This window comes from Mycobacterium nebraskense (genome assembly GCF_002102255.1).
Lineage (GTDB): Bacteria > Actinomycetota > Actinomycetes > Mycobacteriales > Mycobacteriaceae > Mycobacterium > Mycobacterium nebraskense.
In genome coordinates, this window is the sequence record NZ_LQPH01000046.1 from 1 (window position 1) to 24,008 (window position 24,008).

Consider the following 24,008-nt stretch of genomic DNA (forward strand, 5'->3'; position numbering starts at 1 on the left):
GTGGTGTTTCGGTGGGGGCGGAGGGGGAGTGCTCGGTGAGGTCGACCGGTATTGGGGGTCGCGCTGGTGGGCTTGGTGCGGTCCACTCGACTGGCGGTGGTGGTGTTTCGGTGGAGGCGGAGGAAGAATGCTCGTCCAGGTGGATGGGCATCGGCGGCGGGGTATGGCCGTTCGATTTGGTTGTGCTGGGCGGTGCGGGCGGCATCGCACCCGGCGTGGGCGGCATGGCAACCGGCGCATTGACGTCGAAATCCGTCTGCGCCGCAGCCTCATCCGCAATTTCCATTCCCTCGAGGGATTGGAAGAGCCGGTCGTAGTCGGCCGCCATCAAACCCTTTCGTCAAACTCGTTCCACGCGAGGAAGCACGAGAAGAGCCTAAATCTCCCGTTAGGTCGACGTGGCCCAATCTCGTGCTTCGCCGCTCGCCATCGTCTTACGTGAACATGCCCGTGACGCCGGATTCGGTTTGAGACATCGCCTGGCTGGCCTCGGTGATGCGCTGCGACAGCGCCTGCAACGCGGCGTTGAGTTCAGCGGAGGTGTCGTCCCAATTCCGCTGGACCTGCTGGTAGGCCTCCGAACCGCTGCCGCCCCACGCCTCGGCCAACTTGGCGAGGGAACTCTTCCCCTCGTCGAGAAGGCCGTGGGTGGATTGCACAGCGCCCGCAATCGAGCTGGATCCCGCTTCGATACCGGCGAAATTCCATGACTGTTCCGACATATTGTTGCTCCGTTTCTTTGTGTTGCTGAGGGGTGATGGGTCAGAAGTTCATCTGCGACGACAGAGAACTGGCTTGTTCCTCGTCGGCCGAGGAGTACTGAATGCCGGCGCCGTGAATGTTCTGCGAAATTTCGCTGAGCGCCTTGATCTGGGCTTGGCCCGCTTCGTGGAAGCGCGTCAACGCCTGCTGAGCGGCGGCACCGGCTTGACCGCGCCAGTGGCCGGCCAGCTCGCCCCCGGTCGACTCCACGGTCTGGATGACCCGCTGGAGCTCGCCGGAGATCCTGTCGAAGTTGCTAGCCTCCGCGCTGAGGGTAGCGGCATCGGTCTTCATCTCTGCCATGCTGGACTACTTTCTCTGTTTCCTGTCCTCGCCAAGTGATGGCAAGTCTTCCGGCCCGGGCGGCCGGGAAGTCTTTCTCTGTGGGCGCTCACCAGTCGTCCTCGTGCTCAAACTCGGCGTCGTCGCCGTCGTCCGGATGCGAGGCGAGCAGCGTGGGCGTCGCGAGCCCCGGCCTGGCGGCAGCTGCCGATTGTGCGGCGCTGCCTCCCATGCCCATGGGGGCCGCGCCCCCGGCCGCCGACGACCCAGCGCCGGCACCCGCGGGCGCCATCACCTGCGACGGCTTGTCGATCAACTGGTTCATCAGCGATGTGCGGGGAGCCGTTCCGCCTGTCCCGGGGAGGGCCTCCGAACGCATCAGCCCCATGCCCATGCTGGGCCCCGATCCGCCCGCCAAGGGGTGGGTGGAAAGCGGACTGGCGCCGACCAGGCCGAGCTGGCCGCCGTCTTTGCCGGGCAGGTGGCCGAGCTTGTCGCCGACCAGACTGTCCCCTGGGCCACCCATGCCGCCGGACTGGCCGGCCATTGAGGTCATTTGCTGCAGCGGCTGCATCAGCTGCTGCATCGGTCCGCCGAGCTGACCCAGCTGCCCCAGGGACGGCGTAGCTGGCTGCTCGAGGGGCGCCCCGACCTCGGGAGCGGTCTCGGGGATTTCGTCCTCAACCTCGGACAGTGCGCGCATAGCTGCGGGAATCGCCTCGGAGCCGACGGCCGAGAGCGTGCTCAACGCCTCCGTCGCCACCGCGTCACCCACACCGGGCTGCAGGATCGGCTTGATGGGCGGAAGCGGCTCGAAAGTCGTGTTCGCGATCGTTTCCACTTGATAGATGTCCATCACGGCCGCGGCCTGATTCCACATTCGGACGAAATAGTCGGTTTCGTTCAGCCCGATCGGCACCATGTTGATGCCAAGGAAATTCGTGGCGGTGAGCACCGTGTGGGTGATGTGGTTGGTCGCGATCTCCGGCAACGACGGCGTCATCGCCAGGGCCTTGGTGTACGACGCGGCCTGCGCCGCGGCGCGCATAGCGCGCTGCTGGGCCTGCTGGGCCGCGGTATGCAGCCAGGCCACCATCGGCATCGTCGCGGCTATGGCGCGTTCGCTGCTCATGCCGGTCCATGACGCCTTGAGGGAAACCAGAGCAGCAGACAACTCGAGCGCCTGGGTCTCGAGCGCGCCGGCCAGCGCTTCCCAGCCGGCGGCGGCCTGCAGCATCGGCGCCGGACCCGCTCCGGCCATCAGCCGCGCGGTGTTCAGCTCCGGTGGCATCGCGTGCCACAACATGTCTATCCAGTCCCCTTGTCTGCGTGTACTTTTGGGCTATCTCGTGAACAAGACCGCTATGCCAAAGCGTCCGGCGGCGCGTGCGCCGGCTGCCGCTGAAACCCGGCTGGCATTTGCGGCGACTTCGTCGCCAATACCGACAGCCAACGGGTTAAGTGATATTTTCTGCATTTGCGTACCTCTTCTGTACATCCGCGCGAAATAGCTATTCAATTAGGGCAAAACAACCCATTGGTCAACGCAATCTCGGCTCGTTATGCGTGCGGTGTGTCCAGTGTTCTTACTGGGCGCTGGGATAATCGTAACCGCCTCCTGGAGGTGGTGAGTGCACTTCTTCTGGCGGATCCAAGTAGGCCGCTTGGATGACCTCTTTCCCCTCGGGAGTAACCAAAAATGCCTGGCCAGGGGGCCTCCGCTTGACCTGGATATCCCTCGACGGGAAGTCCTGCTTGTCGCCCGAAAGGAACAGCGTGGGCGATCCCGCGCCGTACGCGGCACCGACAAACTTGTCCATCGTCGCCTTGTAAGCGGCGCTCATTTGACAGGTCACAATGATGTGCAACCCGATATCCTGAGCGGCGGGCAATAAAGGTGCCAGTGGCGCCATCGGCGGTATCCCTCCGGAGGCCGCCACAATCATGTGCCAGTCATCGACGAGAAGAACAACATCGAATCCGCTCCACCACGACCGGGACCGCAATTGCGCCGTGGTTAGGTCGGCCGGTGGCAACCGCTTCTGCAGGTTGAACGCCAGGGCTTTGATGGCTTCGTCGAGCGTCGTGCTGTTGCGGTTGATCGCGCCCGCGTCGAGGAGATGGCTCTGTGGCACCGCGTCCAACAGTCCGGAGCGGTAGTCGGCGAGCATGAAGCGGACCTGGTTTGGGCTGTTGCGGGCACAGATCGCCCGCGCGATCGCATGTGCGGTGCGGGTTTTGCCCGACTTGGAGGCACCGAATATCAACAAGTGCGGTGTGGTGTACATGTGCGCGTGGGCCACCGACAGATCGGTTTCCCGCACTCCGATCGGGATCGTCCAGCGAGTGCGGTAGTCGGACTCCGGTCCCGGTGGATGCGGGTCGAGCTCGTACAGGTAGATCCGCTCCGGCAGAACCCGGACCCTCGGCGCCTGCTCAGTGTGTTGGGCCGCAACCTCATTCACCGCCGCGGTCATCGCCTCCACCAGGTTCTCGGCGCTGTGCACGCCGTCGAACCGGGGCACACCGATCATCAAGTGGTGCTTCTCCGTCGACATCGCCCGGCCCGGGCGATTCGCCGGAATCTCCCTCGTGGCTCGATCGATCTGGGTGTCGTTGACGTCGCCGAGTCGGAACTCGATCTTGGTGCCGAGGTAGTCGCGGACCCGCGACTTCAGTTCCGTCCAGCGTGGTGTGGTTATCACCACGTGGACACCGAATGACAAGCCTTGCGCGGCCAGATCTTGGACCTGCGACTCGAGATCGGGGAATTCACTGACGAACCCCGGCCACCCGTCGATTACCAGGAAGACGTCGCCGAACGGGTCGGTGGCGACGGGTTGGTTCGGATCTTCGCGCAGCTGCCGATACGCCGCGATCGAACCGACCCGGTGCTCCTTGAAAGTCGCTTCCCGTTGCCGCAGAACGGATTGCACCTCCGCGACTACGCGCATGACACGGTCGGGCTCCGATCGGGTCGCCACCCCGCCGACGTGTGGCAGGTTCTCCAGATACATCAGGCCACCACCGCCGAGATCGATGCAATAGAACTGCACTTGCCGCGGTGAGTGGGTGGCGGCGGCCGACAACATCATCGTCTGCAGCAGCGTGGACTTCCCGGTCTGCGGTGCGCCCCCGATACCGATGTTGCCGCCCGCGCCGGACACGTCCACGCCCCACGTGGCCTGCCGGTGCATGCGCGGCTCATCCATGATCCCGAGCGCGAACCGCAGCGGTTGGCGGTCGTCTTGAGCGATGAGTTCGTTGATGGGTGTGGGGTCGGTCAACGGGGGCAGCCACATCTTGTACGCCCGCGACTCAGTGGTGCTGAGTTGCTCGAGCACCACCTCGCGCAGCGCCCGACCTTTCGATTCGACGGTCATGAGCGCCGCTCCAACTCATCGCTACGTCCCCCGCAAGCGGGCGGTACCCCCACTGCGTCGTCGCCGGCGCGGGTCATGACGCAATCACCTCGTCGAGCACCGGGCCCGCGGTGAACTGCTGGATGCGGACCTTTTTCGGCCCGGTCTCAGGGGCGGCCCCGTTGCCCTCACCGTTCGTCTCGGCCCGAGCCGTCGGGACGTACGTGTTGCCGGTATATAAGGTGCTGAACTTGACCGGGTCTTCCATGCCGACCCGCAGGAATCCGACACCGCTTTCCTTATTGGTGATGTACTGCGCCTCCGGGGTTCCGATCACGGCCTTGGACTCGTGGGAACTGGTGGTGCGCAGCGCGATGCGATACGTCAGGTTTGGCTCCAACTTGTCGATGCGTGCACCGCCGGTTTGCAGCGACTGGGTGGCCAGCAACAGATGCACGCGCAGCGACCGCCCCACGCGGCAGATCCTGTCGAACAACCCGATGAAGTCAGGGTGGCTTTGCAGCAGCTCGGCGAACTCGTCGACAACGACGAAAAGTGTTGGCAGCGGCGGAAGGTCGGCGCCACGCTCCCGATACTTCTCGTATTCGGCCACGCCGGAGAGTGCTCCGGCGGCGCCCACCTTGATGCCGGCCTGACGCAGGATGCCCTGCCGGCGGTCGAGCTCGCCGGTCAGCACCTCGCCCATCCGGCTGACGAGTTCGGCCTCCTCCGCCATGTTGGTGACCACCGCGGCGGTGTGCGGAAGCTTCTCCATCCCCAAAAACGTTGAGCCACCTTTGAAGTCGGTCAGCAGCAAGTTAACTTGGTCCGGGTGGTGCATTGCCACCAGCGACAAGATGAGGGTGCGCAGGAACTCGGACTTTCCCGACCCGGTGGTACCGATGAGCATGCCGTGCGGTCCGGCGCCGAATTCGGCGCCCTCCTTGATGTCCAGGTACATGACGTTGCCGGTCTTGAGTTCGTGGCCGAACGGGATCTTGAGCCGATCACGGTCGGTATCGGTGAACATCCGCCAACGGCTCGGCATCACCTCCTCGACGCTCTGCGCGCCGACCAGTTGATGCCATTCCGTCGCCGTCTTCTTCTGGATGCCCGTGCCCTTCTTGTCGAGCACTGTGCCGGTAATCGACCATCCGGCCAGCTTCCGTGCGATGCGGGCCGCCTGGTGGGCCGACATGCTGTCGGCGACGGACGTCACCTGACGAAACTGCTGCCCCGGCAGGCGGTCGTCGGCAGTCCCGTCGTCGGCGACCCTGATGCGGTAGTTCGACCCGCGGTGGTTGCCCAGCGTGATCACCGTGACACCGGCCCTGCCGTCGGGCGGGAACCCGGCTCTGCCGCCGCTCAGATCCACCACCACGACGTAGGGGCCGCCTGGCAGCGAATCGGGGGTATGCGGGCCTCGGGCGGCCAGGTCGGACAGGTTATCCGGACGGGTGTAGATCATGCGAACCGGCCCGGCGGCGTCGTTCTCAGTCGGATGTTGCACGTGCGGAAGCCATTTCAGCCACGACCAGTCCGGATCGTCCGGGTCCTCGGTGAGCACCCGAATCTGCAGCAGGTCGGGCGGATGGAAGACGGCGAGGTGGCAGACCATGGCGGTCAACAACCCGGCCGCGCCCGCGGGATCGCCGCCCACCGCGATCGTCGGAAAGGTGCGCAGCTGCACCAGTTTCGGGCAGTCATGGATAAGCCCGTGGGTGCGCAAGAATTTGACCACCCACATATTGGCGACCGGCTCGAGGTATGGCTGCGGCGCCGCGGACGGGCCCGCCAGCTCGCCGCCTGCGGACGGCTTCATCAGCCGGTCCACCGCCGGCTGATCACCGATTCCGATCCGAGTGGCGGCGTAGAAGTCGGCGTTCGCCGGGCGCGACCACTGCCGTGGTGTGCCGATGAGCGACGCCAGATCGTCGGGATGCGGTGCGTGGTAACCGAAGAACGCCACCTGCGCGCTGGCCGACGACGTCACCCGCGGACGGAGCCCGGCCAGATAGCGAAGGTACTCCTTGCGATCGGCATTGATCTCGGGCACCTTCTTGCCGCCGCCACCGTGACCGGCCATCATGCCCATCGACATCATGATCATCATCAGCGGCATCATCAGCATGTACGGCGACAGCTGCCGGGTGCCGGTGACGACCATGATCGCGATCATGCCGAGCATGCAAACACCCATGACATAGGGAAGAGCCTTCTGAACGCCCGACGGCGGGATGTCCACGCCAAGGTCCTCGGGCGGCGTGAGGCTGATCTCGCCCGGGGTCAGCCGGGGTCCGCGCGTGACGGTGGGAGTGAATTTCTTGGTCGTCATGAGGGTCCTCCCGGTGCTGCCGCCGGGGCTTTTCGCGGGCTCGGGTCGGCGGGCAGGGTGTCGTGCTCCAGCAGCGCGGCGTCTTTCGACAGCACTGGGCCGTCGACCAGGAGGCGAATGATCTCCCAGGGCGCGGTTTTCGGCGCGCTCAAGCCCAACGCCGAGGCCGCCTGAGCATCGGGCAGCCCGTAGCGGACACCTTGCGGGTCGACGTAGTACAGCGATTCGCCGTACCGGGGGTCGGGGGACTGCAGCTGCACGTACTTGCCGCCGTCCGTGTAAACGGTTACGGGGCCCTGGATTTGCCTGACCCCAGAGTTCATCGCCGACACCGGTATCGGCAGATGACGACCGGTCAGCACCGTGGTTTTGGGAGCCTGTTCACCAGGTTTGCGTTCCCAGGTCCAGCACAGCGTGGGATCTGCCGGCCGGGACACGATCTTGATCGGTTCGTCGGGCAGTGGTGAGTTGTATACCAATTCGGGAATCTGGACGACGGCGTTCGGAGGCAGTGATGGGGGCTCCACCAGTCCGTAGGCTTGATTAGCGCGCAGCGCCGCGGCGGTGTTGGCGTTCACGGGTGCCACGCCATCCTGCATCACTACGAAAAACCTTGTGCCCAAGGTGGTCCGGAGCTGTAACACTGACCCGACCACCAGCTGTTCGGGGAGCCCCAAAGTGTTGGGTGATCCCGCACCGGGGATCGCAGGTAACTGCCAGGACCCGGCGTCGGGAAGCGCGTTGAACATGGCCGATGACAGGGGGCTCGGCTTGGCGGTGCCGCGTATCCCGACCACAAAGGTCAGGGGGCGATCGCTCAAATCCGTTGCGTGCCGCCCGTGTGTGTCCACAATCCAGTCTTTGCCCTGGTAAGACGCCAGCAGCGCCTCGTGCGGAAGGATGGGGTCGATCACGACAGGCTCAATTTGCAGCGGCATCGCTATCACTGAGGTCTGCACCGTGGGCGCGGTGCTTTCGGCCTTGCTGACGGTGTCGCACAGTGCCCAGGTCGATGAGGAGTCTGACGACACGGGCGTGGCGTACGGTGCACCGGGGATTCCGATGGACTGGCCCTTGGGAAATCTGTTGAGTTCGGCGGGCTTAACGGCCTTCGGCTCGGCCGCGTTGCCCAGCACCAGCCGCGCCGAGGTCAGGTTGTAGACGGGATGCAACTGGCCCGACACCATCAGGTACAGCTGGTTGGTGGAGCGATCGACGAACAAATTGCCGCTGCCGAGCTTGCCCTGCGGCTTGAAGTACGCCATCGCCAGCGCACCCACCACGACGAGCACCGAGACGAGGACGCCGAGTGCGACGGATCGGCTGTAGAACTGCAGCGGGTCGTCGAACATCCGGGTGTCGCGCCGCACGATTGCATGCTCGAGGCGCCGCAGCAAGAAGCGCCAGCCGCTGACCTGAACCTTGGTGGTTAGCCGAAACCCTGCCATGCGTTACTCGATGATGTTGAGTCGTCCGTGTACCGCGGCGATCGCCTCGGCCATGTCCTCGCCGTTGATCTCGCGCAGGCGGTCTTCGTCGAGGGATTCGAAGTCGGTTGAACGGGTCAGCCGGATATCGCGGTATTGCTCGCCGGCCTCGACCAATTGGCGCGCGTAGCGACCGTTGCCGGCGATGTCGAGCGCGGCTTTGCCGCGCACCGTCTGCTGGCTCAGTAGCTTGGCCGCTTGCAGCAGATTGTCGGCCGCCTCGGTGCTCATCGACGAGTCATTGGCGGCTGCAATAACTTTCGCGATTTCCAGGATCTCCTCCGGGGAGTAGGAGTCGAATTCGATCCGGGTGGCGAAGCGGGACCGCAGGCCCTCATTGGTTTCCAGCAGCCGATCGATGTCTGAGCTATAGCCCGCGATGATCACCACCAGCCGGTCACGGTCGTTCTCCATCCGCGCCAGCAGGGTGTCCAGCGCCTCTTGCCCGAACGGGTCGGTCCGCCCGTCCCGCTCCTGCACCAGCGCGTAGGCCTCGTCGATGAACAGCACACCACCCAGGGCACGATCGATCGTCTTAGTGCTCTTGACCGCTGATTGGCCCTCGTATTCGGCGACGAAATCCTTACGCGCGGTTTCGACGAGCTTCGGCTCGGGGATGACACCCAGACCGGCGAGGATGTTGGCCACCACTCTGGCGATGGTCGTCTTGCCGGTACCGGGCGGCCCGGTGAAGATCATGTGCTTGCTGGGCTGCGCGACCTTCATGCCGCGGGCGGCGCGAACCCGTGCCATCTGGGTAGCGGCGCGATATCGCTCGACCTGTTCTTTGACCCGGGTGAGCCCGATCTGGCGTTCCAGTTCGGCTTCGGCCTCCGCGAGCAATTGGTCGCGGCCGGAGGTGTCGGCCACGACGGTGTTCGCGTCCCATGGGTCCGTGCGGGCGGAAATCTGCTCTGCGCTGGTCGTGGTCAGGCGGTATGACGGATCCTTCAGCGCGGCAGTAACTTTGGGCTCCGGATGGGTGGTCTGCAACCATTCAAGAAGTGCCACTGCGGCTTCTTCGTTTCCCTGGCTGCGGCGTGTCATCGCCAGGTACCAGGCGATGGCCCGCGCGCATGCCTCCCCCGCCGGCGAGGCGTTGGCCTCGGTGAGCCGCCGTTCGGCTTCGGTGAACAAGCCGAGGTTGGCTGCGGCAACCCCGTGCGCGACGCCGGCGGCAGCCGCCAGGAATTCGTCGGGCCATCTGCTCGCGGCCCTGACTTCGTCGATCACCTCGGTCCAGCGCCCAGCCTCGCCGTAAATCACCGCCTTGACCCACGACAGCAGATGTTCGGCACCGGTGGTCGGCGTGTTCTCAACGGCCTCCATGGCGTCGGCGAAATTGCCTTGCGCCGCTTCACTTACGGCAAAGCCCATGGTGATCGCCAGCGGCGAGTTGGCAGGGTAGGTGATGTCGCCGTAGAGGCCGCCGATCGCAAGCCGAGCGCCCACGGCGTTCATCGAGATTTGGGCGGATCCGGCCAGTTGTCCGAAATGTGTGCGCGAGTACCAGGCACGAAACAGCGTCACCCGTTCGGTATCGCCGCAGCGGATGCGTCCAATCCACGCGTCACAGGCGGATTCGTCGTAATTCGTGATCTCGGTGAACAGCTCCAGCGCCCGTGCCTCCGACACGGGCAGCATGCCGACCGCGCTTTCAAACAGGCCGGCCAGATGGTCTGTCATTTATCGGGTGCGTACCGGGTGGCGAACACTTCCGCCTGCGCCGCGGCCGCTTGTTCCGGCGTGATCAAACCGATGCCGTTTTCCATGAAGTCCCGCACGACATCGTTACCGTCCATTCCCATCTCGCGCATGGTTTCCGACAGGGAGTCGTCTCCCAACAGGTAGCTGTGCTGGGCGGCCAAGCCTTTCTGCCGAGCCAGGTCAGCGATGACGAGGATTTCGTCCGCGAGTTCGGCCTCGCTCATGCTCGTCACTTTCGCCGACAGCTCGACGCGCTGGGTCCGCCCGTCCATGAGCGCCGACACCGACACCGTCTCGGGAGGATTGGTCACCGTGAACTCCTGGGGGGCTTCCTCTGCGCCCTCGTCCGCTTCCTGGGTCGCGTCGGTCTGCGACTCGATCGCGGCGAGGTCGGTGTCGGAATCCTCGGGTTCGCTCGGCGCATAGTCGTGCAGTGCATCGACGGCCGACTCCTCCTCGTCGTCAGGGGCCGAGAAGTCCAGCGCGTCTGACTCCTCAAGCGTGTCGGAACCGGATTCGACGGCGGAGAAATCCAGGGCGGCCAGATCGTCGTGGTCGTCGTACTGCGGCATGGTTCCTTCTTTCTGAATTCGTCAATCGGGCTGGGGTCAGCCCCCGTAGGAGGCTTCGACGCGGTCGAACCAGGCGCCCGCCGGGAGGAACTCCATGAGGCCGTCCAGCGTGCGTTGCAGGTTTTCTTGGGTGCCGGACAGAAAACTGCCGTACAGTTCGCCGCCGACACGGCGGGGCAGCGATACCAACCTGCCGTGCACCGAGTCGAGGACACCGGCAGCGACGTCCGTCTGCGTGGACGTACCTCCGGGGTGGCGTTGGCTGGCGGTGATCTCGACCCAGCTACTCGGATCGCTGATGATGTCGGCGTAGACGCGGGCCGAGGCGGGTGCGGCGCCGTGCTGGACAAGCTGCGCGGCGGTGGTGCATCCGGCCAATTCGGCCGCCACACCGGTCAGCGGTTCGACGTTGGCGGGTGTCGCAGGGCCGAGCACGGTGGTCACCATCCCCGCCAGACCGACCTGCGGAGCCACCAACTGCAGCACCACCAGGTCACCGTCACGCGCGGCGATCACATGGCGTTCGCCTTTGCGGCACACCGCAAAACGCACCATGACACCGCCGAGATCGCGCCGCCACCACCGGCACTCCAGGCTGCGGTCGGGCCTGCTGACCGTGTCGACCATCGCCGCCACCGCTGGGTGGGGTTGGCCCTGGTGGTCCAGCACCCCCTGAGCGGTGAGGTCGCGCTGCACCTGGTCCCAGACGAGGTCCCGCAACTCCTCTTGGGGGATGTTCGGACGGATCCCGAGCGTCGTCGGGAATTCGACGAGGTGCAGTCGGTCGGCGATCACCAACATGCCATCGACGGTCACCTCCACCCCGACGACATCGTCGACGAGGCCCGCAAGACCGGCAGTGAGGGGATCGGACATGATCAGCTGAGCATCTGTTTGTTGAGGTTTGCGCTCAAGTCCTCGTCGACGCCCGCATACGTTTGCTTGGCGACACGCAACTTCGCGGCGAGATCAGACGCGTGCTGCCTGATGTTTTGACCGGCACCGCGGCGCTGCTTTTCAGCGGTGACAAACGCACTGTTGGATGCTCCGCTGATTACGCCGTGGGTCACCCACACCGCGGTTTCGGTATTGCCCGCAGCCGACGCCGCGTCTTCAGCCTTGGTGGCGGCTTGCCCCTGCTTCGTCGCCAATTGCTCAAGATACTTTTCGTCGACGTTTAAAATTGCCATGGGAATCTCCTCAACGGATATTCTTACTCGCTATTGCATTGACTCGTATCGGTTTTTGCCGCACTGGCGAGGTCTTAGCGGACCCGCTGCGGCCGGCCCGGCCCCTGTGCCGCTTCGTGGCCAACCGCTGCGCCGTCGATAGGCGCGCGCTCGGCGCCCGCCGTGCCCAACGCCGCCCCGGCGCCGTTCCCCGCCAAGGCGGCCTCCTCGGCGGCGCCCTTCTCGGTGGCCGGCTCCGCCCCCTGACGCTGCTGACCCATCGAGGCGAGTTGTTGCACCTGCCCTATCATTTGATTGGCGAAGTTCATTGGCTGTGCGAGCTGCCCGGAGGCTTGACTGACTTGGCTCAGGGTTGGCGGCGTCCACGCCGGCGTCGTCTCGACCGGGACGGTCTCAATGGGAGTCGCGCCATCGGTCTTGAGCGCACCCAGGACGCCGCGCTCCTCTGGCGAATCGCCGGCCGCTGGCGCCATGCTGGCCAACGAGGCGACCGTCGGTGCGCCGGCGAAGGCCGACATGCCGGACATGCCGGCGGAGATGGCCTTGAAGTCGCCCGTTGTGGTCTCCTCCGCCCCTTTCACCTCGATCCGAGCGAAGGAGCTGGTGGGGATCGCCTTCTCGGCGACCTCGCCGTATTCGAGGGCGGTCGCGTGGATCTGGTGAGAAAGGGACATCGAGTTGGACAGCGTGAACATCTCGAAGGCCAAGACGGTGGCGCATGCCGCGAAGGCGGCGATTATTTGCCACGCCGCCGATATCTCAGGGCCGACAACTGGGATCAGGTACATGGCCAGGGCGATGCCCTGAGCGATGACGAGCCCCAGTAGCGTCACCGCGATGCAGTTGTGCGCCTTGGCGACTTCGGACCCTTGGTCGGCCATGAGGGTCTGCATCTTCTTATCCAGGTCCTGCATCGTCTGCACAAGTGCCTGCAGTGCGACGGTCGCGTCGGCGTATGCCTTCGCCGCGTCTCCGTTCCAGTCGCGTGGGTCGGGAGCGGCTTCACCTAAATAGAGGTAGACGGTTTCATATTTGTCGGCACCGCTGGTGAACGAGGCGCCCTTGTCGGGAGTCCAGAATCCGTTGAGAAGGTCCACCGCCGAGATCGCCACCATCGCGACATCGACAATTGCGGTCGGCGTCGGGAGCGTCTTCGTGCCCTGTGTTTTCAATGCGTCCGCGAGGACTTTGATCTGATTCCTGCCATACCACATCGCTTTGCCGGCGAGCGCGCCCAGGTTCGCGCCCAGGCCCACCCAATCTCCCGAATACGCGGCACCCCCTCCGGCTTGTAGCCGCGTGAAGCAGTAAGCGAGATCATGAATACCTGCAAGACGACTCACGGCGGTTGTATCCCTTCGCGCTCGCTGATTGGTGTTGTACTCATGTTGAGGACGACAGGTTGAGCCTAACGCGCGTAGACGGGGGTCCGCCGCACGAATTTTCCCGGGGCACAAAGGATTCAGGTAACGGTGGGTGAACTCCACAGAAACTTTAAGGGATGGTTGACGGCCGGGGAACAATTGACTTGATGCGGCGGGCGCTGGTCACCCCGAGTTAAGCTGACTGACTGAATTCTCGATCGCGTGAGTGAGCGAGGCGACTCGGCTGATCGGTCTGATGCTGCGCGCTGGGGCTTCGAAGGTTGCGCTACGCCTGGAATCGCTCTGTCTGTCTACGGTTTTCGCTGTGCCGGTGGTGTCAGATGACCCGCCCCGCCCGGCTTGGCTGTGGCGCGGCTTGGGCGCCGGCGGTGAACTCGACAGGCGCACGCTGGGCGTTGTCGGTGCCCATGCCGGCGCCCTCGACATCACTGGCCAGCGCGGCCTCGTCGGTGGTGGCCTGTTCGGCGGGCACCGCAGTTCCCTGGCCCTGTTGGGCCATTTGGGTGAGCTGCTGGATTTGTCCCATCGCCTGGTTGACCAGTTGCGAGTGCTGCGACAACTGGCCGGAGAGCTTCGAGGTTTGCCCTGACATGGCAGACAGCTGTGCCACGGTGGGCATGGCGGCGGCCGGCGTGGACGGCGTGGTCTGATCCGGGGTCGTGGGTGCATCGGCTATGGCACCGACACCAGCGTCAGCGGCACTCATCTGCGTGCTCGCCGGAGCGCGTTCGTCGTCTGCACCGTCGCGGGGTTTGACCGGGGCGGCGACGGCCGGTACCGGCGCCGCGGTGACGGCCGGCATCCCCGACATGCTGGCCGACACCGCCCCAAAGCTGGACACCGAGGACTCCCCCGTTGAAGCCACCTTGGCCTGAGCCAACGAACCCGTCTGCACCGTCCCCGCCGCCGCCTGCGTGTACTGGGAGGCCAAGGCGTCCGCCTTTTTCGCGTTCTCAAACGAGTAGGTGCACAAGGTGGCGAGAAAGCCTACGGCAGTGGCGATTCCCAGCCCGGAAACCGTGAGTGCAAAAGTTTGGGACACTGCGGGCCCGAGCGGGGCGGGTGCAAATCTGATGATCAGTTCGATGATGTACGCGGCGAAAAGCACGTCCTTCAAAATCCCAAAGCCCAAGCGCATGTGAGTCACCCACTCGGCCTGATTCTCGACGAGGTCCGCCAACTGCAGGTCCAGCCCGGCCATCGTTTGCGCAAGATCCTGCAGCGTCGTGTCCAGGTCGGCGTAGGCCTCCGACGCCGAACCCTGCCAGCCGTCGTCCGGTAGTGCTGCCTTCAGCTGCCCGGAGAGTGAGGTGAACTGTTGTGAACCGGCCTTGAGGTCACTTCCCTCTGCCGGCGGTCCGAACCCGGTCGTCATCTCTAGGATCTCAACGATGGTAAGGGCCCAGAGGATGAAACTGCCGGCCGTTTTGAGCCTTCCCTTGTGGCCGGGCGGCAGTTGATATTTGCCCTTCAGCCCCCCCTCGGCGCGAATTCTCCCCATCCCATCCAAGCCAGCCAACTTGGCAATCGCAGCCCCACCGCCCAACCCGTCCGCGCTCATACTGGTCACACTCGCGGCAAGGTATTCACCGCTGAATTTTGTGGGGTCTTCGAAGCCGCTCGTTCCTGTGAACTGTGAGCCCAAGGCGCCCAAGTTCGCCAGGAGCCTCGCGGCGTCGACAACTATGGGTACAGGCATCTACGGATCCTTACGTTCGCCGGTTGCGCGCCACACGCGGTTAATCGCGTGCCTTAGCCTAACACCGTATATGAGTGGCGCAGCGCGCAATTTTGGTGGGACAGTTGATTATTCGCTCGTGCCGCACTGCGGCCGGTCATTCGACCGATCGGCGCTATCGGCGCCGACACTAAAGCGCAAGAAGATGGAAGTGTCGCGCGAACTTTGATTGAGCAAGGCTTAAGTTGTCGAAGTCGATGCCCGACAAGGAAGACTTCGTCAACGAGGCTAGCCGTGCGCCGCCCGACGTCGCATCACACGGCTGCAATTGCGGCATCAGACGATGCGCGCGACGGGGCCCGGCTCCGATGCGTGTTCGGTGCTGGCCGCTGCGGCCTCGATGGGTGCACGTTGCGCGCCGTCGGTGCCCAAGCCCGCTTCAGCGCCTTCGACGTCACTGGTGAGCGCAGCCTTTTCGGCGGGCGCTGCAGCGCCCTGGCCCTGTTGGGCCATTTGGGTGAGCTGCTGGATTTGTCCCATCGCTTGGTTGACCAGTTGCGAGTGCTGCGACAACTGGCCGGAGAGCTTCGAGGTTTGCCCTGACATGGCGCTCACCTGAGCCAGGGTGGGCATGGCGGCGGCCGGCGTGGACGGCGTGGTCTGATCCGGCGTCGTGGGTGCATCCGCTGTGGCACCGACACCAGTGTCAGCGGCACTCATCTGCGTGCTCGCCGGAGCGCGTTCGTCGTCTGCACCGTTGCGGGGTTTGACCGGGGCGGCGACGGCCGGTACCGGCGCCGCGGTGACGGCCGGCATCCCCGACATGCTGGCCGACACCGCCTCAAAGCTGGACACCGAGGACTCCCCCGTTGACGCCACCTTGGCCTGAGCCAACGAACCCGTCTGCACCGCCCCCGACGCCGCCTGCGTGTACTGGGAGGTCAAGGCGTCCGCCTTTTTCGCGTTCTCAAACGAGTAGGTGCACAAGGTGGCGAGAAAGCTTGTGGCAGCGGCGATTCCCAGCCCGGAAACCGTCAGTGCGAAAGCCCGCGCCGGAACTGGGCCGGCCGGGGGAGGTAGAAACGTCATAACTATCTCAATGACGAATGCTGCCAGAAGTACGTCTTTCAAGATCCCAAAAGCCAAGCGCATGTGGGTGACCCACTCGGCCTGATTCTCGACGAGGTCCGTCATCTGCAGGTCCAGCCCGGCCATCGTCTGCGCGAGATCCTGCAGCGATGTGTCCAAGTTCGCATAGGCATCCGACGCCGAACCCCGCCAATTGTCTTCCGGCAGGGCCGCCTTCAATTGCTCGGAGAGTGTGTCGAACTGTTGCGCACCGGCTTTGAGGTCATCTCCCTCGTCTGGCGGTCCGAACCCCGTCGTCAGCTCCAGGATCTCAACGACGGTGATGGTCCAAAGGATGATACTGGCGGCCTTCATCGCGGATGTGAGCTTGGACTTGCCGGCAATCGGATTCCCGCCGCCCACCCGACTGAGGAACTGTACGCGCGTATCTCTGGGCAGCTTCATGAACGATGCAAGCAATGACGCTGTGGCCTTCTTGCCCGCAAACGTAGCGATCGGCGTCAAGGCGTCTCCGGCAAAACTGGTCGTACTCGCAGCCAGATGTTCGCCGCCCCGCATTTCCGGGCCGTTGGGACCGATGAATTGTTGGGATATGCCGGCCAAGCTCGCGACGACCCTTGCGGCCTGCGCAAATATCGACATCTGCAGCGTCCTTACCGTTGGCCCGGCTCGCAAGCGCCGCTGGCAAATTGACCGGCATCCGACCGTCGCGGATCACTCGACGGGGCTCCACCGGCGTCGTCGACCAAGTCCCGCGACAGCCTGGGAAGCGACCGGGCGTGATCAGCTCTCAAGAACCTGTTTGTCGAGGTTCTTGCCGCTCTGCTCGTCGGTGGTCTCGTAAACGGCTTTGGCGGTGCGAAGCTTTTCGGCGAGCTCGGTGGAAGCTGCACTCATGGCTTGGCCCGTTTTTTGGCGTGCAGCCGCAGCTTTGGTGAAGGCAACATTGGATGCCCCGCTGACCACGCCGTGGCTCACCCAGACCGCGACTTCCAGATTGGAGGCCGCCGAGGCAGCGGTCCCGGCTTGCGTGGACGCCTGGTCTTGCGCTGTTGCCAGATTGGCGAGGTGTTCTGGTGTGACGGCTACATCGGCCATGGTTTGCTCTCCTTAATGTCTGGTTTTCGAGTTGTTATGGTGTTGGCTAGCAATGGTTCTCGTGTGCCGGTGGTGTCAGATGACCCGCCCGGCCCGGCTTGGCGCGGCTTCGGCGCCGGCGGTGGCCTCGATAGGTGCACGCTGGGTTCCCTCGGTGCCCATGCCGGCCCCGGCGCCCTCGACATCAGCCTCCTCGGTGGCGGCCGGTTCGGCGGGCGCCGCAGTTCCCTGGCCCTGCTGGGCCGTTTGGGTGAGCTGCTGGATCTGTGCCATCGCCTGGTTGACGAGTTGCGCGTGCGGCGACAACTTGCCGGACAGCTTCGAGGCTTGCCCTGACATGGCCGATAGCTGCGCCACGGTGGGCATGGCGGCGGCCGGCGTGGACGGCGTGCTCTGATCCGGGGTCGTGGGCGCATCGGCTGTGGCGCCGGCGGCGGTGTCAGCGGCACTCATCTGCGCGCTCACCGGAGCGCGTTCGTCGTCTGCACCGTTGCGGGGTTTGACCGGGGCGGCGACGGCCGGTACCGGCGCCGCGGTGACCGCTGGCCCCGACATGCTGGCCGACACCGCCTCAAAGCTGGACACCGAGGACTCCCCCGTTGTAGCCACCTTGGCCTGAGCCAACGAACCCGTCTGCACCGCCCCCGCCGCCAGCTGCGTGTACTGCGCAGCTAAAGCGTCCGCCTTTTGTCCATTCGTGATCGAGTAGTTGAGCAGCACGCCAAGAAAGCTCAGGGCGCCGGCGATCCCAAGACCGCAAACAATGCCCGCAAAAATCTTCGCCGCGAGGGGGCCGGACGGCGGGATCATGAACATGAGCATCTCGATGAGGAATGCCGCGAAAAGTACATCCTTCAAAATCCCAAAAGCCAGCCGCATATGGTCGACCCACTCCGCCTGATCTTTGACCAGGGCGGCGAGCTGGTTATCCAGCTCGGCCATCGACGTCGCCATGTTCTGCAGCGTGGTGTCCAGATCGGCATATGCTTGCGACGCCGAACCTTGCCAATTGTCGTCCGGGAGGGCCGACTTTAGCTGGGCGGAGAGGTCGGCGAATTGTTGCGCGCCGCCCTCGAGGTCACTTCCATCGGCCGGCGGCCCGAACCCCGTCGTCAGCTCCAGAACTTCGACGATGGTGATCGTCCACATGATGAGGCTGGCGGCTTTGCCGAAATCTCCAACACCTTTTTTGGCATTCGTTGGGTTGGCGGGGAGGCGGCCCGACATGCGTTTGGTGAATTCCATGTTCCGAACAGGATCGCCCTTTATGAACGAGTCGAACTTGTTCACCACCGACCGGGTGCCCAGCCTGGCGGCAATGGCCCCGAGGTCTCCGCCCGCACTGGTCGCACTCCCGGCAAGATATTCAGGGCTTAATTCACCGCTAGCGATGCCCTCCAAACTTAGACCTATGCCGGCTCCTTGTTGGCCCAGGCCGGCCAGTCCGGACAAGGTGCCGATGATCTTGGCGGCTTGTGCAAAAAGAGAAGCAGACATCTGTGGGTCCTCCGTGTAATACGTTTTGGCGCGCCGTTTACGAGCTGATCCTGAACACCCGCGTTAACGGCTTGTTTAGCGTAACGCGCTCGTAGCGCAGTCGGTGCACGAATTTTCCAGACTCGCAAGGGCTTCCACTATGCGTGCCGAAATGACACGTGAGCATGGCGGCAGCGTCGAGGAACCGGGCAATCGGCGCCCTCGTCGACAGCCCCTTCAGTGAATGTGGCCGATCAGCGTTTCGATCGCATCGGCGACGCTGTCGGGCACCGCTTCGTCGGCTTCCGCGCGCACGATCATTTCTTCGGTGACCCCGGCCGCTTCGGCGGTCTCCGCCGGGGAGAGGTTCGCCCGTCGCCGGGCCGCATACAAGCGTTGCGCCAGCGGGGCGCCCGGGGCGGTCGCGCCGAGCGTCATCAGATCTTCGTAGTGGCGGCGAACCGTGCTCAGCGCTTTGATCAGTTCGGGCGTGATCCGGCTGATGCGAGTTGCCCGCACGGCGATCGCCTCGAGCTGGCGGAGATCGGCGAGGATCGGTGTCACCCGCTCGGTGAATTCGGGATCGTCGGCCGCCGGTAGCGCGGCGATGGCGAGGCCGCAGCCATCCACGGCGGCGACGATCGCCTGCGCGATCAGCGATGTCGGGGCGTCAGAGTGTGGGGTTTCCGTCGGCGCTTTGGCGGTCTCGGGCGCGACGGCTTCTGCGACCGCTTCACCGGCATCGGGGTGACCACGTCGGATCCGCGCGATGGTCCCGGCGGGCCACTGCAGCACCTGCTCGAGCTTGGCCTGGGTTCGCTCGCGCGGCCAACTGCGGCCCTTTTCGAAAGCGATGAGTGCGCCGGCGTTGATGATCCCGTCGGCCGCCAGGCTGCGCTGGCTGATGCCCAGTTCCCGACGGCGTGCGGCGGCGGCCGCGCCGGCGCGCGCCATGCCCGGATCCGGCTCGCCGCCATCGGATTTCTGGCCGTCGCGCCGTCCACCCGGACTCGACGGCCTGACGATCTCGAACGTCAGCACCTCGCCGGCGGCGGGGTCGCCGAGCCGAACCGTCGTTTTGTCCGTCACCATCACGGAGCTCGTCCGTTGTCCGTCGACGAACATGCCGTTCGGACCCTTGTCGACGATCCGCCATGACCCGTCGACGGATTCGGCGTGAAGACGCTCCCCAGAGATTTGGAGATGTTCGATCTGCACGTCGTTCTGAGAATCCCGACCGATTGTGACCACACCCTGGCCGGGCTCGATTTCATGCGAGGTGGCACCGCTGTGCACGACCAGCAAAGCAAGCTCGGGAGTCGAGTCGGCGCTGGGCATCTGGGGTGATTCCTCGATCGAGGGCAGCGGGCGGGCCTTCCGCCGAGACAAGTCTAACCGTCGCACCCTTCCGATTTCTATCGCGCGCCGCTACGTCTTGAATCACAGTTTCGGCACCGCGCCGTCGAAACGCTACGCCGACACCACGGCTGGACCTCCGACTGATCACCGCGGCCGTTTGACCGGCGCACAGGACCTCTCCCGCAGCGCTACGGTTTGATGCGTCTAGCGTGCAGATACAGGCGCGGTTTACATGGCAGATCGCTCAACGCTACGGTTACGTAACCGTCCGCCTTTCCGATAAAGCGTGGGGCCCGCCTCTGCAAATCCCCTGCTCAAAGCCGTGATATGGTCCGACACGGACAAGCCGCGTCGTCTGCCGAAGCGCTCCCATCGGCCCCAGCCGATGCGGTACTGAAATAAAACCGTTGCATTGCAGCGGTTAGTGCTATACCGTTGCGTTGCATACAGCAGAACCAATGCTTCAGAAGGAACGACCGCCATGACCGCAACACCTCTGTTCAACACCTTCAACATCCCGCTCGGCGCCTGCACGCAGGACCCCGACCGTTGGACCGAAGCCCCCGACGCCGAGGCCATCGCGTTGTGCCGGGCATGCCCCCGCCGCTGGATGTGCGCGCGTGACGCGGTGGAGTCCGGCGGCGCAGAAGGATTGTGGGCCGGCGTGGTGATCCCCGAAGGTGGTCGCCCGCGCGCGTTCGCGTTGCGCCAATTGCGATCCCTGGCCGAGCGCAACGGCTACCCGGTGCGCGAGACCGCGAAGTCAGCCTAGTCCCGTTTCATGGCTGCAAATTCTGGGTCAGCGCCGGGTAGCGGCGGAAACCGCTGCACCGCTTTCCCTTTGGGACTAGGCAACCGGCGGCCGCCGTTACGTCGGCTCGAAGCGGAAGACGGCGAGCCGCCCCGCCAGTGCTTCGAATTCGTCAGCCGTTCCATCACGCACCATCCCCGATCGCTTCGCGAACGACACACCGACGGGCACCTTGGCGGGGAACGCCCGCAGCACCGGCCGCGCTTCACCAGCGGAGAGTTCGACGATCCGGACCTCCTGTGACCGCCGTCCCCGGCTGAGTGTGCCGGTGCCCGCCGCTCGGGCGTTTGCCGCCCAGTCGGCGCCGGGATAGCCCGCCACCACGTAGAGGCTGCCCCGAAATTCGAACGGCGTCATCGGGGTGCTGCGGAGCCGGCCCGACTTGCGGCCGGGCACCGTCAGCACCATGGCCGGCCCGGTGGGAATCCCGAGTCGCTGCACCACCATCATCACCCTGTTCATGGGCTTGAGGTAGCGCGGTGGACGTGGTTCGGACATGTCAACCTCCTTTTCTATTTCGCGCGAGCGAAGACGTCGCGATGATCAGCGACCCACTGGCTGAACGGGAGCGCCGGCCGGCCGAGGATCTTCTCCACGTCGTGGGTGACCAGCGCGGGTGCCTCGAGCGTGGCGGCGGGCATGGCGATGTAGGCATCGGCGAACTCGGCCGGGAAACCCAACCCGATGAACCGTTGACGCACCGCGGCATTCGGAATTTCGTGATACTGCAGCGGTCGATCCAGCACCGCACCGATGGCCTCGACCAACTCCGAGTTGGTGAAAGCTTGCGGGCCCGTCAGCGGGATCCGCTGCCCGACAAGCTCATCGGTGAGCAACGCCCGCGCCGCCACCTCCGCAATGTCAGTCTCGACGATCGGTGCCGTCGAAGCCGCGGCGTACGGCCCGAAAACCCCATCCCCCGCGCGGATCTGCGGCGACCACATGCCGGTGAAGTTCGTCGCGAAAACCGTCGGCCGCAGGCTCACCCAGGCCAAGCCAGAGTCGACGGCGAGCTGTTCGACTTCCTTGTTGCGGTCCCCGCGGAAGCGGGACGGCTGCCGGGAGAAGTCGTCGTCGGCGTTGATGGCCGAGAGCGCAACCAGCTTGGTGACCCCGGCGCGCACGCACTGGGCTACCACCGTCTCCAGTTCCCCGCCGAGCGCCCGGGAATTGAGGAACACCGCCGACGCGCCGGGCAGCGCCTCGGCCGCCGACCCGACCAATTCGATGTTGGGCGAAAGACCGGCCGTCTCCGGCGCGCGGGTGACCGCCCGCACCGAGGCTCCCGCGGCGGCGAGTGCGGTGGCGAGAGGGCGCCCGACGTTGCCGGTCGCGCCCGTTATGACGATCGTCATGGGAATGGCTCCTTTCGGAATTTTCTGCGGTGATCCAAGGACGGGCCGGAAGGTGGGAAAGTTACAACGGAGAACCCGTAACTATTTGCCGCAGCAGATCGTCGAAGAGTCATGAACCAGTCGCAGTCAGCGAGCGACCAGGTCGCCGAGGCCTGGCGCCGTCACCGCCCGTATCTGGTCAACCTCGCCTACCAGATGCTCGGCGACGTCGGTGACGCGGAAGATGTTGCGCAGGAGGCCTTCCTGCGGTTCTCGCGGGCCGAGGTAAGCGAGATCGAGGACGTCCGAGGCTGGCTGACGGTGGTGGCAAGCCGGCTCTGCCTCGACCAGGTTCGCTCGGCCCGCGCCCGCTACGAACGCCCGGGTGAGGTTGAGGAGCTGCCGGCGCCGCGCCGCGCCGACCCGGCCGACCGGGTCACCCTCGACGACGAGATCCGTACCGCGTTGCTGGAAGTCTTGCGCAGGCTCAGTCCCGGGGAACGGGTCGCCTTCGTGCTGCACGACGTGTTCGGTGTCCCGTTCGACTCGATCTCCGAAACCGTGGGCCGCCCGGCCGGCACCTGCCGTCAGCTGGCGCGGCGCGCGCGAGCTAAATTCGTTGCCGCACAACCGAAAGCGAATGCGGTCGGCTCGGCCGAGCATCAGCTCGTCACCGAAAAGTTCATCACGGCATGCGCCAACGGTGACATCACCGGGTTGGCCGCCGTGCTGGACCCGACGGTGTGGGGCGTGGGCACGATCCTCGCCGACCCGGCACCGCCACCACAGATCAATCACGGGCCACAGGCGGTGGCCACCAACCTGCTGCGCTACCTGTGGCCGGAGGTGACCCTGGTCAGCGGTCCCGTCGGGGGACCAGCGCTGTTGGCCTTCAGCGGTCGCCGCCTTTTCGCCGTCATCGTGCTGACGATCCGCGGGTCGCACGTGGCCAAGATCGAGGCGATCGCCGACCCGTTGGCGCGGATGGGGAATGCGGCGGAGAAGGCCTAGCTCGGCCGCTGATCGTCGGGGCGCGCCGCGAAGTAGCCGGCTATCGTCGCGGTGACCTCGACGAATTTCCGCCGAGTTGCCGACGCCATTTCGCGGCTCACATCGATGACGCCGCCCGGCCGTAGGTGAGGGTCGTAGGGCACCTCGATCACCGGCCGCCCGTGTTCGATGAACTCGCGGGCCAGCAACGCCCGCGTGCGTTTGTCGGCGTGGCCGTCCGAATCGTTGAGCACGACGATGCTGTTCTGCAGCAGAGCGTCGAAGCCCTGATCGGCCAGCCACTCCATGGTCCTTGCGGCGGCGTTCGCCCCGTCCGCCCACGGCGAGGAGACCACGATCAGCGCGTCCAGATCGCGCAGCACCTCCTGGGTGACCGGGGCGTCCATCGTGGAGCCGCAGTCGATGACCGAGATCGCGAAATGGCGGTCGAGGCGTAGTGCGGCTTCCCGGTAGATCGCGGGGTCGAGGACCCGGCGGGGGCCGGACGCCGGCTCGCCGCCGAGCACGTGCAGCCCGGCGGGGTTACGCCCCACCCGTTCAACCATGTCGCTGAAGGACTGCAGGTTCTTGTCCGCGGTGAGTTCCCAGAACGATCCGGTCGACCGCGGATCGATTCGGCTGCTGAGCCGGCCGAAGGCGGTGTCGGCGTCGATCGCCACGACGTGGTCTTGCCTTCGGAGTTCGGCGAACAGCGACCCGACGCTGGCGGCCACCGAGGTTTTTCCTACGCCGCCCTTGCCCAGAACGCCGACCTTGTAGTTGCCGAGCAGGCGCGTCCGGATGGCCGCCTCGTGCTGCGCTTCCTGCTGTTGCGCGGGCGACGGACCCAGGTTGACGAGGCCAAAAGTCATCAGCCGGAGAATGCGTCGCCAACCGCGGTCGGGCGCTGCATGGAAGCCAGTGGTGGCCCGCGCCGGCTCGGCTGCGGGCGGCGGCGCCGGAGCGGGTGCGGGAGCCTCCTGCGGAGGCGACGTCGCGGGCGGGCGCGGGAAAGCAGGCGGGGCGGCGGCGGTCTGCCGGGGCGGCGCTGACGGGCGCTGCGGCGGGGGCGCCGGCGGTCGTGGCGGGGG

At 65.2% G+C, this 24,008-nt stretch carries 22 protein-coding genes and 1 pseudogene; 2 read left to right on the forward strand and 21 right to left on the reverse strand.

Going from position 1 to position 24,008, the window contains the following annotated elements:
* The 18 genes and pseudogenes from AWC17_RS33025 to espM all read right to left on the reverse strand — a co-directional run.
* A partial coding sequence (locus AWC17_RS33025; protein ID WP_425270850.1) for an ESX-1 associated ATP-binding protein EpsI N-terminal domain-containing protein occupies positions 1-328 on the reverse strand: 328 nt, incomplete at its 3' end.
* Between the two features lie 106 nt (positions 329-434).
* Complete coding sequence (locus AWC17_RS05105) at positions 435-722, reverse strand: WXG100 family type VII secretion target (protein ID WP_046184938.1); 288 nt, start codon at positions 720-722, stop codon at positions 435-437.
* A 40-nt stretch (positions 723-762) separates the two neighbouring features.
* Positions 763-1,056, reverse strand: coding sequence for a WXG100 family type VII secretion target (locus AWC17_RS05110; RefSeq protein WP_372514702.1), 294 nt, complete (start codon positions 1,054-1,056; stop codon positions 763-765).
* A 97-nt stretch (positions 1,057-1,153) separates the two neighbouring features.
* Positions 1,154-2,350, reverse strand: coding sequence for a PPE family protein (locus AWC17_RS05115; RefSeq protein WP_046184940.1), 1,197 nt, complete (start codon positions 2,348-2,350; stop codon positions 1,154-1,156).
* 280 nt (positions 2,351-2,630) lie between these two features.
* Positions 2,631-4,427 (reverse strand): type VII secretion protein EccCb, encoded by a 1,797-nt coding sequence (gene eccCb, locus AWC17_RS05120; protein ID WP_046184941.1) that lies wholly within the window; start codon positions 4,425-4,427, stop codon positions 2,631-2,633.
* Positions 4,424-4,498: pseudogene (locus AWC17_RS33335) on the reverse strand (16S rRNA (guanine(966)-N(2))-methyltransferase RsmD); the annotation flags it as partial. The gene eccCb and the pseudogene AWC17_RS33335, both read right to left, overlap by 4 nt.
* A gap of 2 nt (positions 4,499-4,500) precedes the next feature.
* The gene (gene eccCa, locus AWC17_RS05125) at positions 4,501-6,741 is read right to left on the reverse strand and encodes a type VII secretion protein EccCa (RefSeq protein WP_046184942.1); all 2,241 of its coding nucleotides are present in this window, start codon (positions 6,739-6,741) and stop codon (positions 4,501-4,503) included.
* Positions 6,738-8,189: a type VII secretion protein EccB gene (gene eccB / locus AWC17_RS05130; RefSeq protein WP_046184943.1), complete on the reverse strand. Its 1,452-nt coding sequence runs from the start codon at positions 8,187-8,189 to the stop codon at positions 6,738-6,740. Before eccB ends, eccCa begins: the two co-directional genes overlap by 4 nt.
* A gap of 3 nt (positions 8,190-8,192) precedes the next feature.
* Positions 8,193-9,914, reverse strand: a complete 1,722-nt coding sequence (gene eccA, locus AWC17_RS05135) for a type VII secretion AAA-ATPase EccA (protein ID WP_047323934.1) — start codon at positions 9,912-9,914, stop codon at positions 8,193-8,195.
* Complete coding sequence (locus AWC17_RS05140) at positions 9,911-10,507, reverse strand: hypothetical protein (RefSeq protein WP_046184945.1); 597 nt, start codon at positions 10,505-10,507, stop codon at positions 9,911-9,913. The genes eccA and AWC17_RS05140 overlap by 4 nt, the downstream gene beginning before the upstream one ends.
* 36 nt (positions 10,508-10,543) lie before the next feature.
* Positions 10,544-11,383, reverse strand: a complete 840-nt coding sequence (locus tag AWC17_RS05145; protein ID WP_046184946.1) for an ESX secretion-associated protein EspG — start codon at positions 11,381-11,383, stop codon at positions 10,544-10,546.
* A gap of 2 nt (positions 11,384-11,385) precedes the next feature.
* Positions 11,386-11,697, reverse strand: a complete 312-nt coding sequence (locus AWC17_RS05150) for an ESX-1 secretion-associated protein (RefSeq protein WP_046184947.1) — start codon at positions 11,695-11,697, stop codon at positions 11,386-11,388.
* 74 nt (positions 11,698-11,771) lie between these two features.
* Positions 11,772-13,184 carry an EspA/EspE family type VII secretion system effector gene (locus AWC17_RS05155; RefSeq protein WP_141224506.1) on the reverse strand — a complete coding sequence of 471 codons (1,413 nt, stop codon included), beginning with the start codon at positions 13,182-13,184 and terminating at the stop codon, positions 11,772-11,774.
* A gap of 214 nt (positions 13,185-13,398) precedes the next feature.
* Complete coding sequence (locus AWC17_RS05160; RefSeq protein WP_141224507.1) at positions 13,399-14,457, reverse strand: EspA/EspE family type VII secretion system effector; 1,059 nt, start codon at positions 14,455-14,457, stop codon at positions 13,399-13,401.
* 639 nt (positions 14,458-15,096) lie between these two features.
* Positions 15,097-16,407: an EspA/EspE family type VII secretion system effector gene (locus AWC17_RS05165; protein ID WP_244193476.1), complete on the reverse strand. Its 1,311-nt coding sequence runs from the start codon at positions 16,405-16,407 to the stop codon at positions 15,097-15,099.
* Positions 16,408-16,632: 225 nt separating this feature from the next.
* Entirely contained in the window at positions 16,633-16,947 is a 315-nt protein-coding gene (locus tag AWC17_RS05170; RefSeq protein WP_047324082.1) for an ESX-1 secretion-associated protein, read from the reverse strand.
* A 75-nt stretch (positions 16,948-17,022) separates the two neighbouring features.
* Complete coding sequence (locus tag AWC17_RS05175; protein WP_141224508.1) at positions 17,023-18,444, reverse strand: EspA/EspE family type VII secretion system effector; 1,422 nt, start codon at positions 18,442-18,444, stop codon at positions 17,023-17,025.
* 216 nt (positions 18,445-18,660) lie between these two features.
* Entirely contained in the window at positions 18,661-19,761 is a 1,101-nt protein-coding gene (gene espM / locus AWC17_RS05180; RefSeq protein ID WP_085164379.1) for an ESX-1 type VII secretion system transcriptional regulator EspM, read from the reverse strand.
* 502 nt (positions 19,762-20,263) lie between these two features.
* On the opposite strand from espM, the gene AWC17_RS05185 reads away from it, so the two are divergent.
* The gene (locus AWC17_RS05185; protein WP_046186663.1) at positions 20,264-20,554 is read left to right on the forward strand and encodes a WhiB family transcriptional regulator; all 291 of its coding nucleotides are present in this window, start codon (positions 20,264-20,266) and stop codon (positions 20,552-20,554) included.
* A gap of 96 nt (positions 20,555-20,650) precedes the next feature.
* Here AWC17_RS05185 and AWC17_RS05190 read toward each other — a convergent pair whose 3' ends face one another.
* Positions 20,651-21,091, reverse strand: coding sequence for a nitroreductase family deazaflavin-dependent oxidoreductase (locus AWC17_RS05190; RefSeq protein WP_046186662.1), 441 nt, complete (start codon positions 21,089-21,091; stop codon positions 20,651-20,653).
* Between the two features lie 14 nt (positions 21,092-21,105).
* Positions 21,106-21,948 (reverse strand): NmrA family NAD(P)-binding protein, encoded by an 843-nt coding sequence (locus tag AWC17_RS05195; protein ID WP_085164381.1) that lies wholly within the window; start codon positions 21,946-21,948, stop codon positions 21,106-21,108.
* A gap of 111 nt (positions 21,949-22,059) precedes the next feature.
* On the opposite strand from AWC17_RS05195, the gene sigI reads away from it, so the two are divergent.
* Positions 22,060-22,938, forward strand: coding sequence for an RNA polymerase sigma factor SigI (gene sigI / locus AWC17_RS05200; protein ID WP_046186660.1), 879 nt, complete (start codon positions 22,060-22,062; stop codon positions 22,936-22,938).
* Here the strand turns inward: sigI and AWC17_RS05205 are convergent.
* Positions 22,935-24,008: MinD/ParA family ATP-binding protein (locus AWC17_RS05205; protein WP_208618362.1), on the reverse strand; the 1,074-nt coding region annotated here is incomplete at its 5' end. The two genes, sigI and AWC17_RS05205, sit on opposite strands and share 4 nt — an antisense overlap.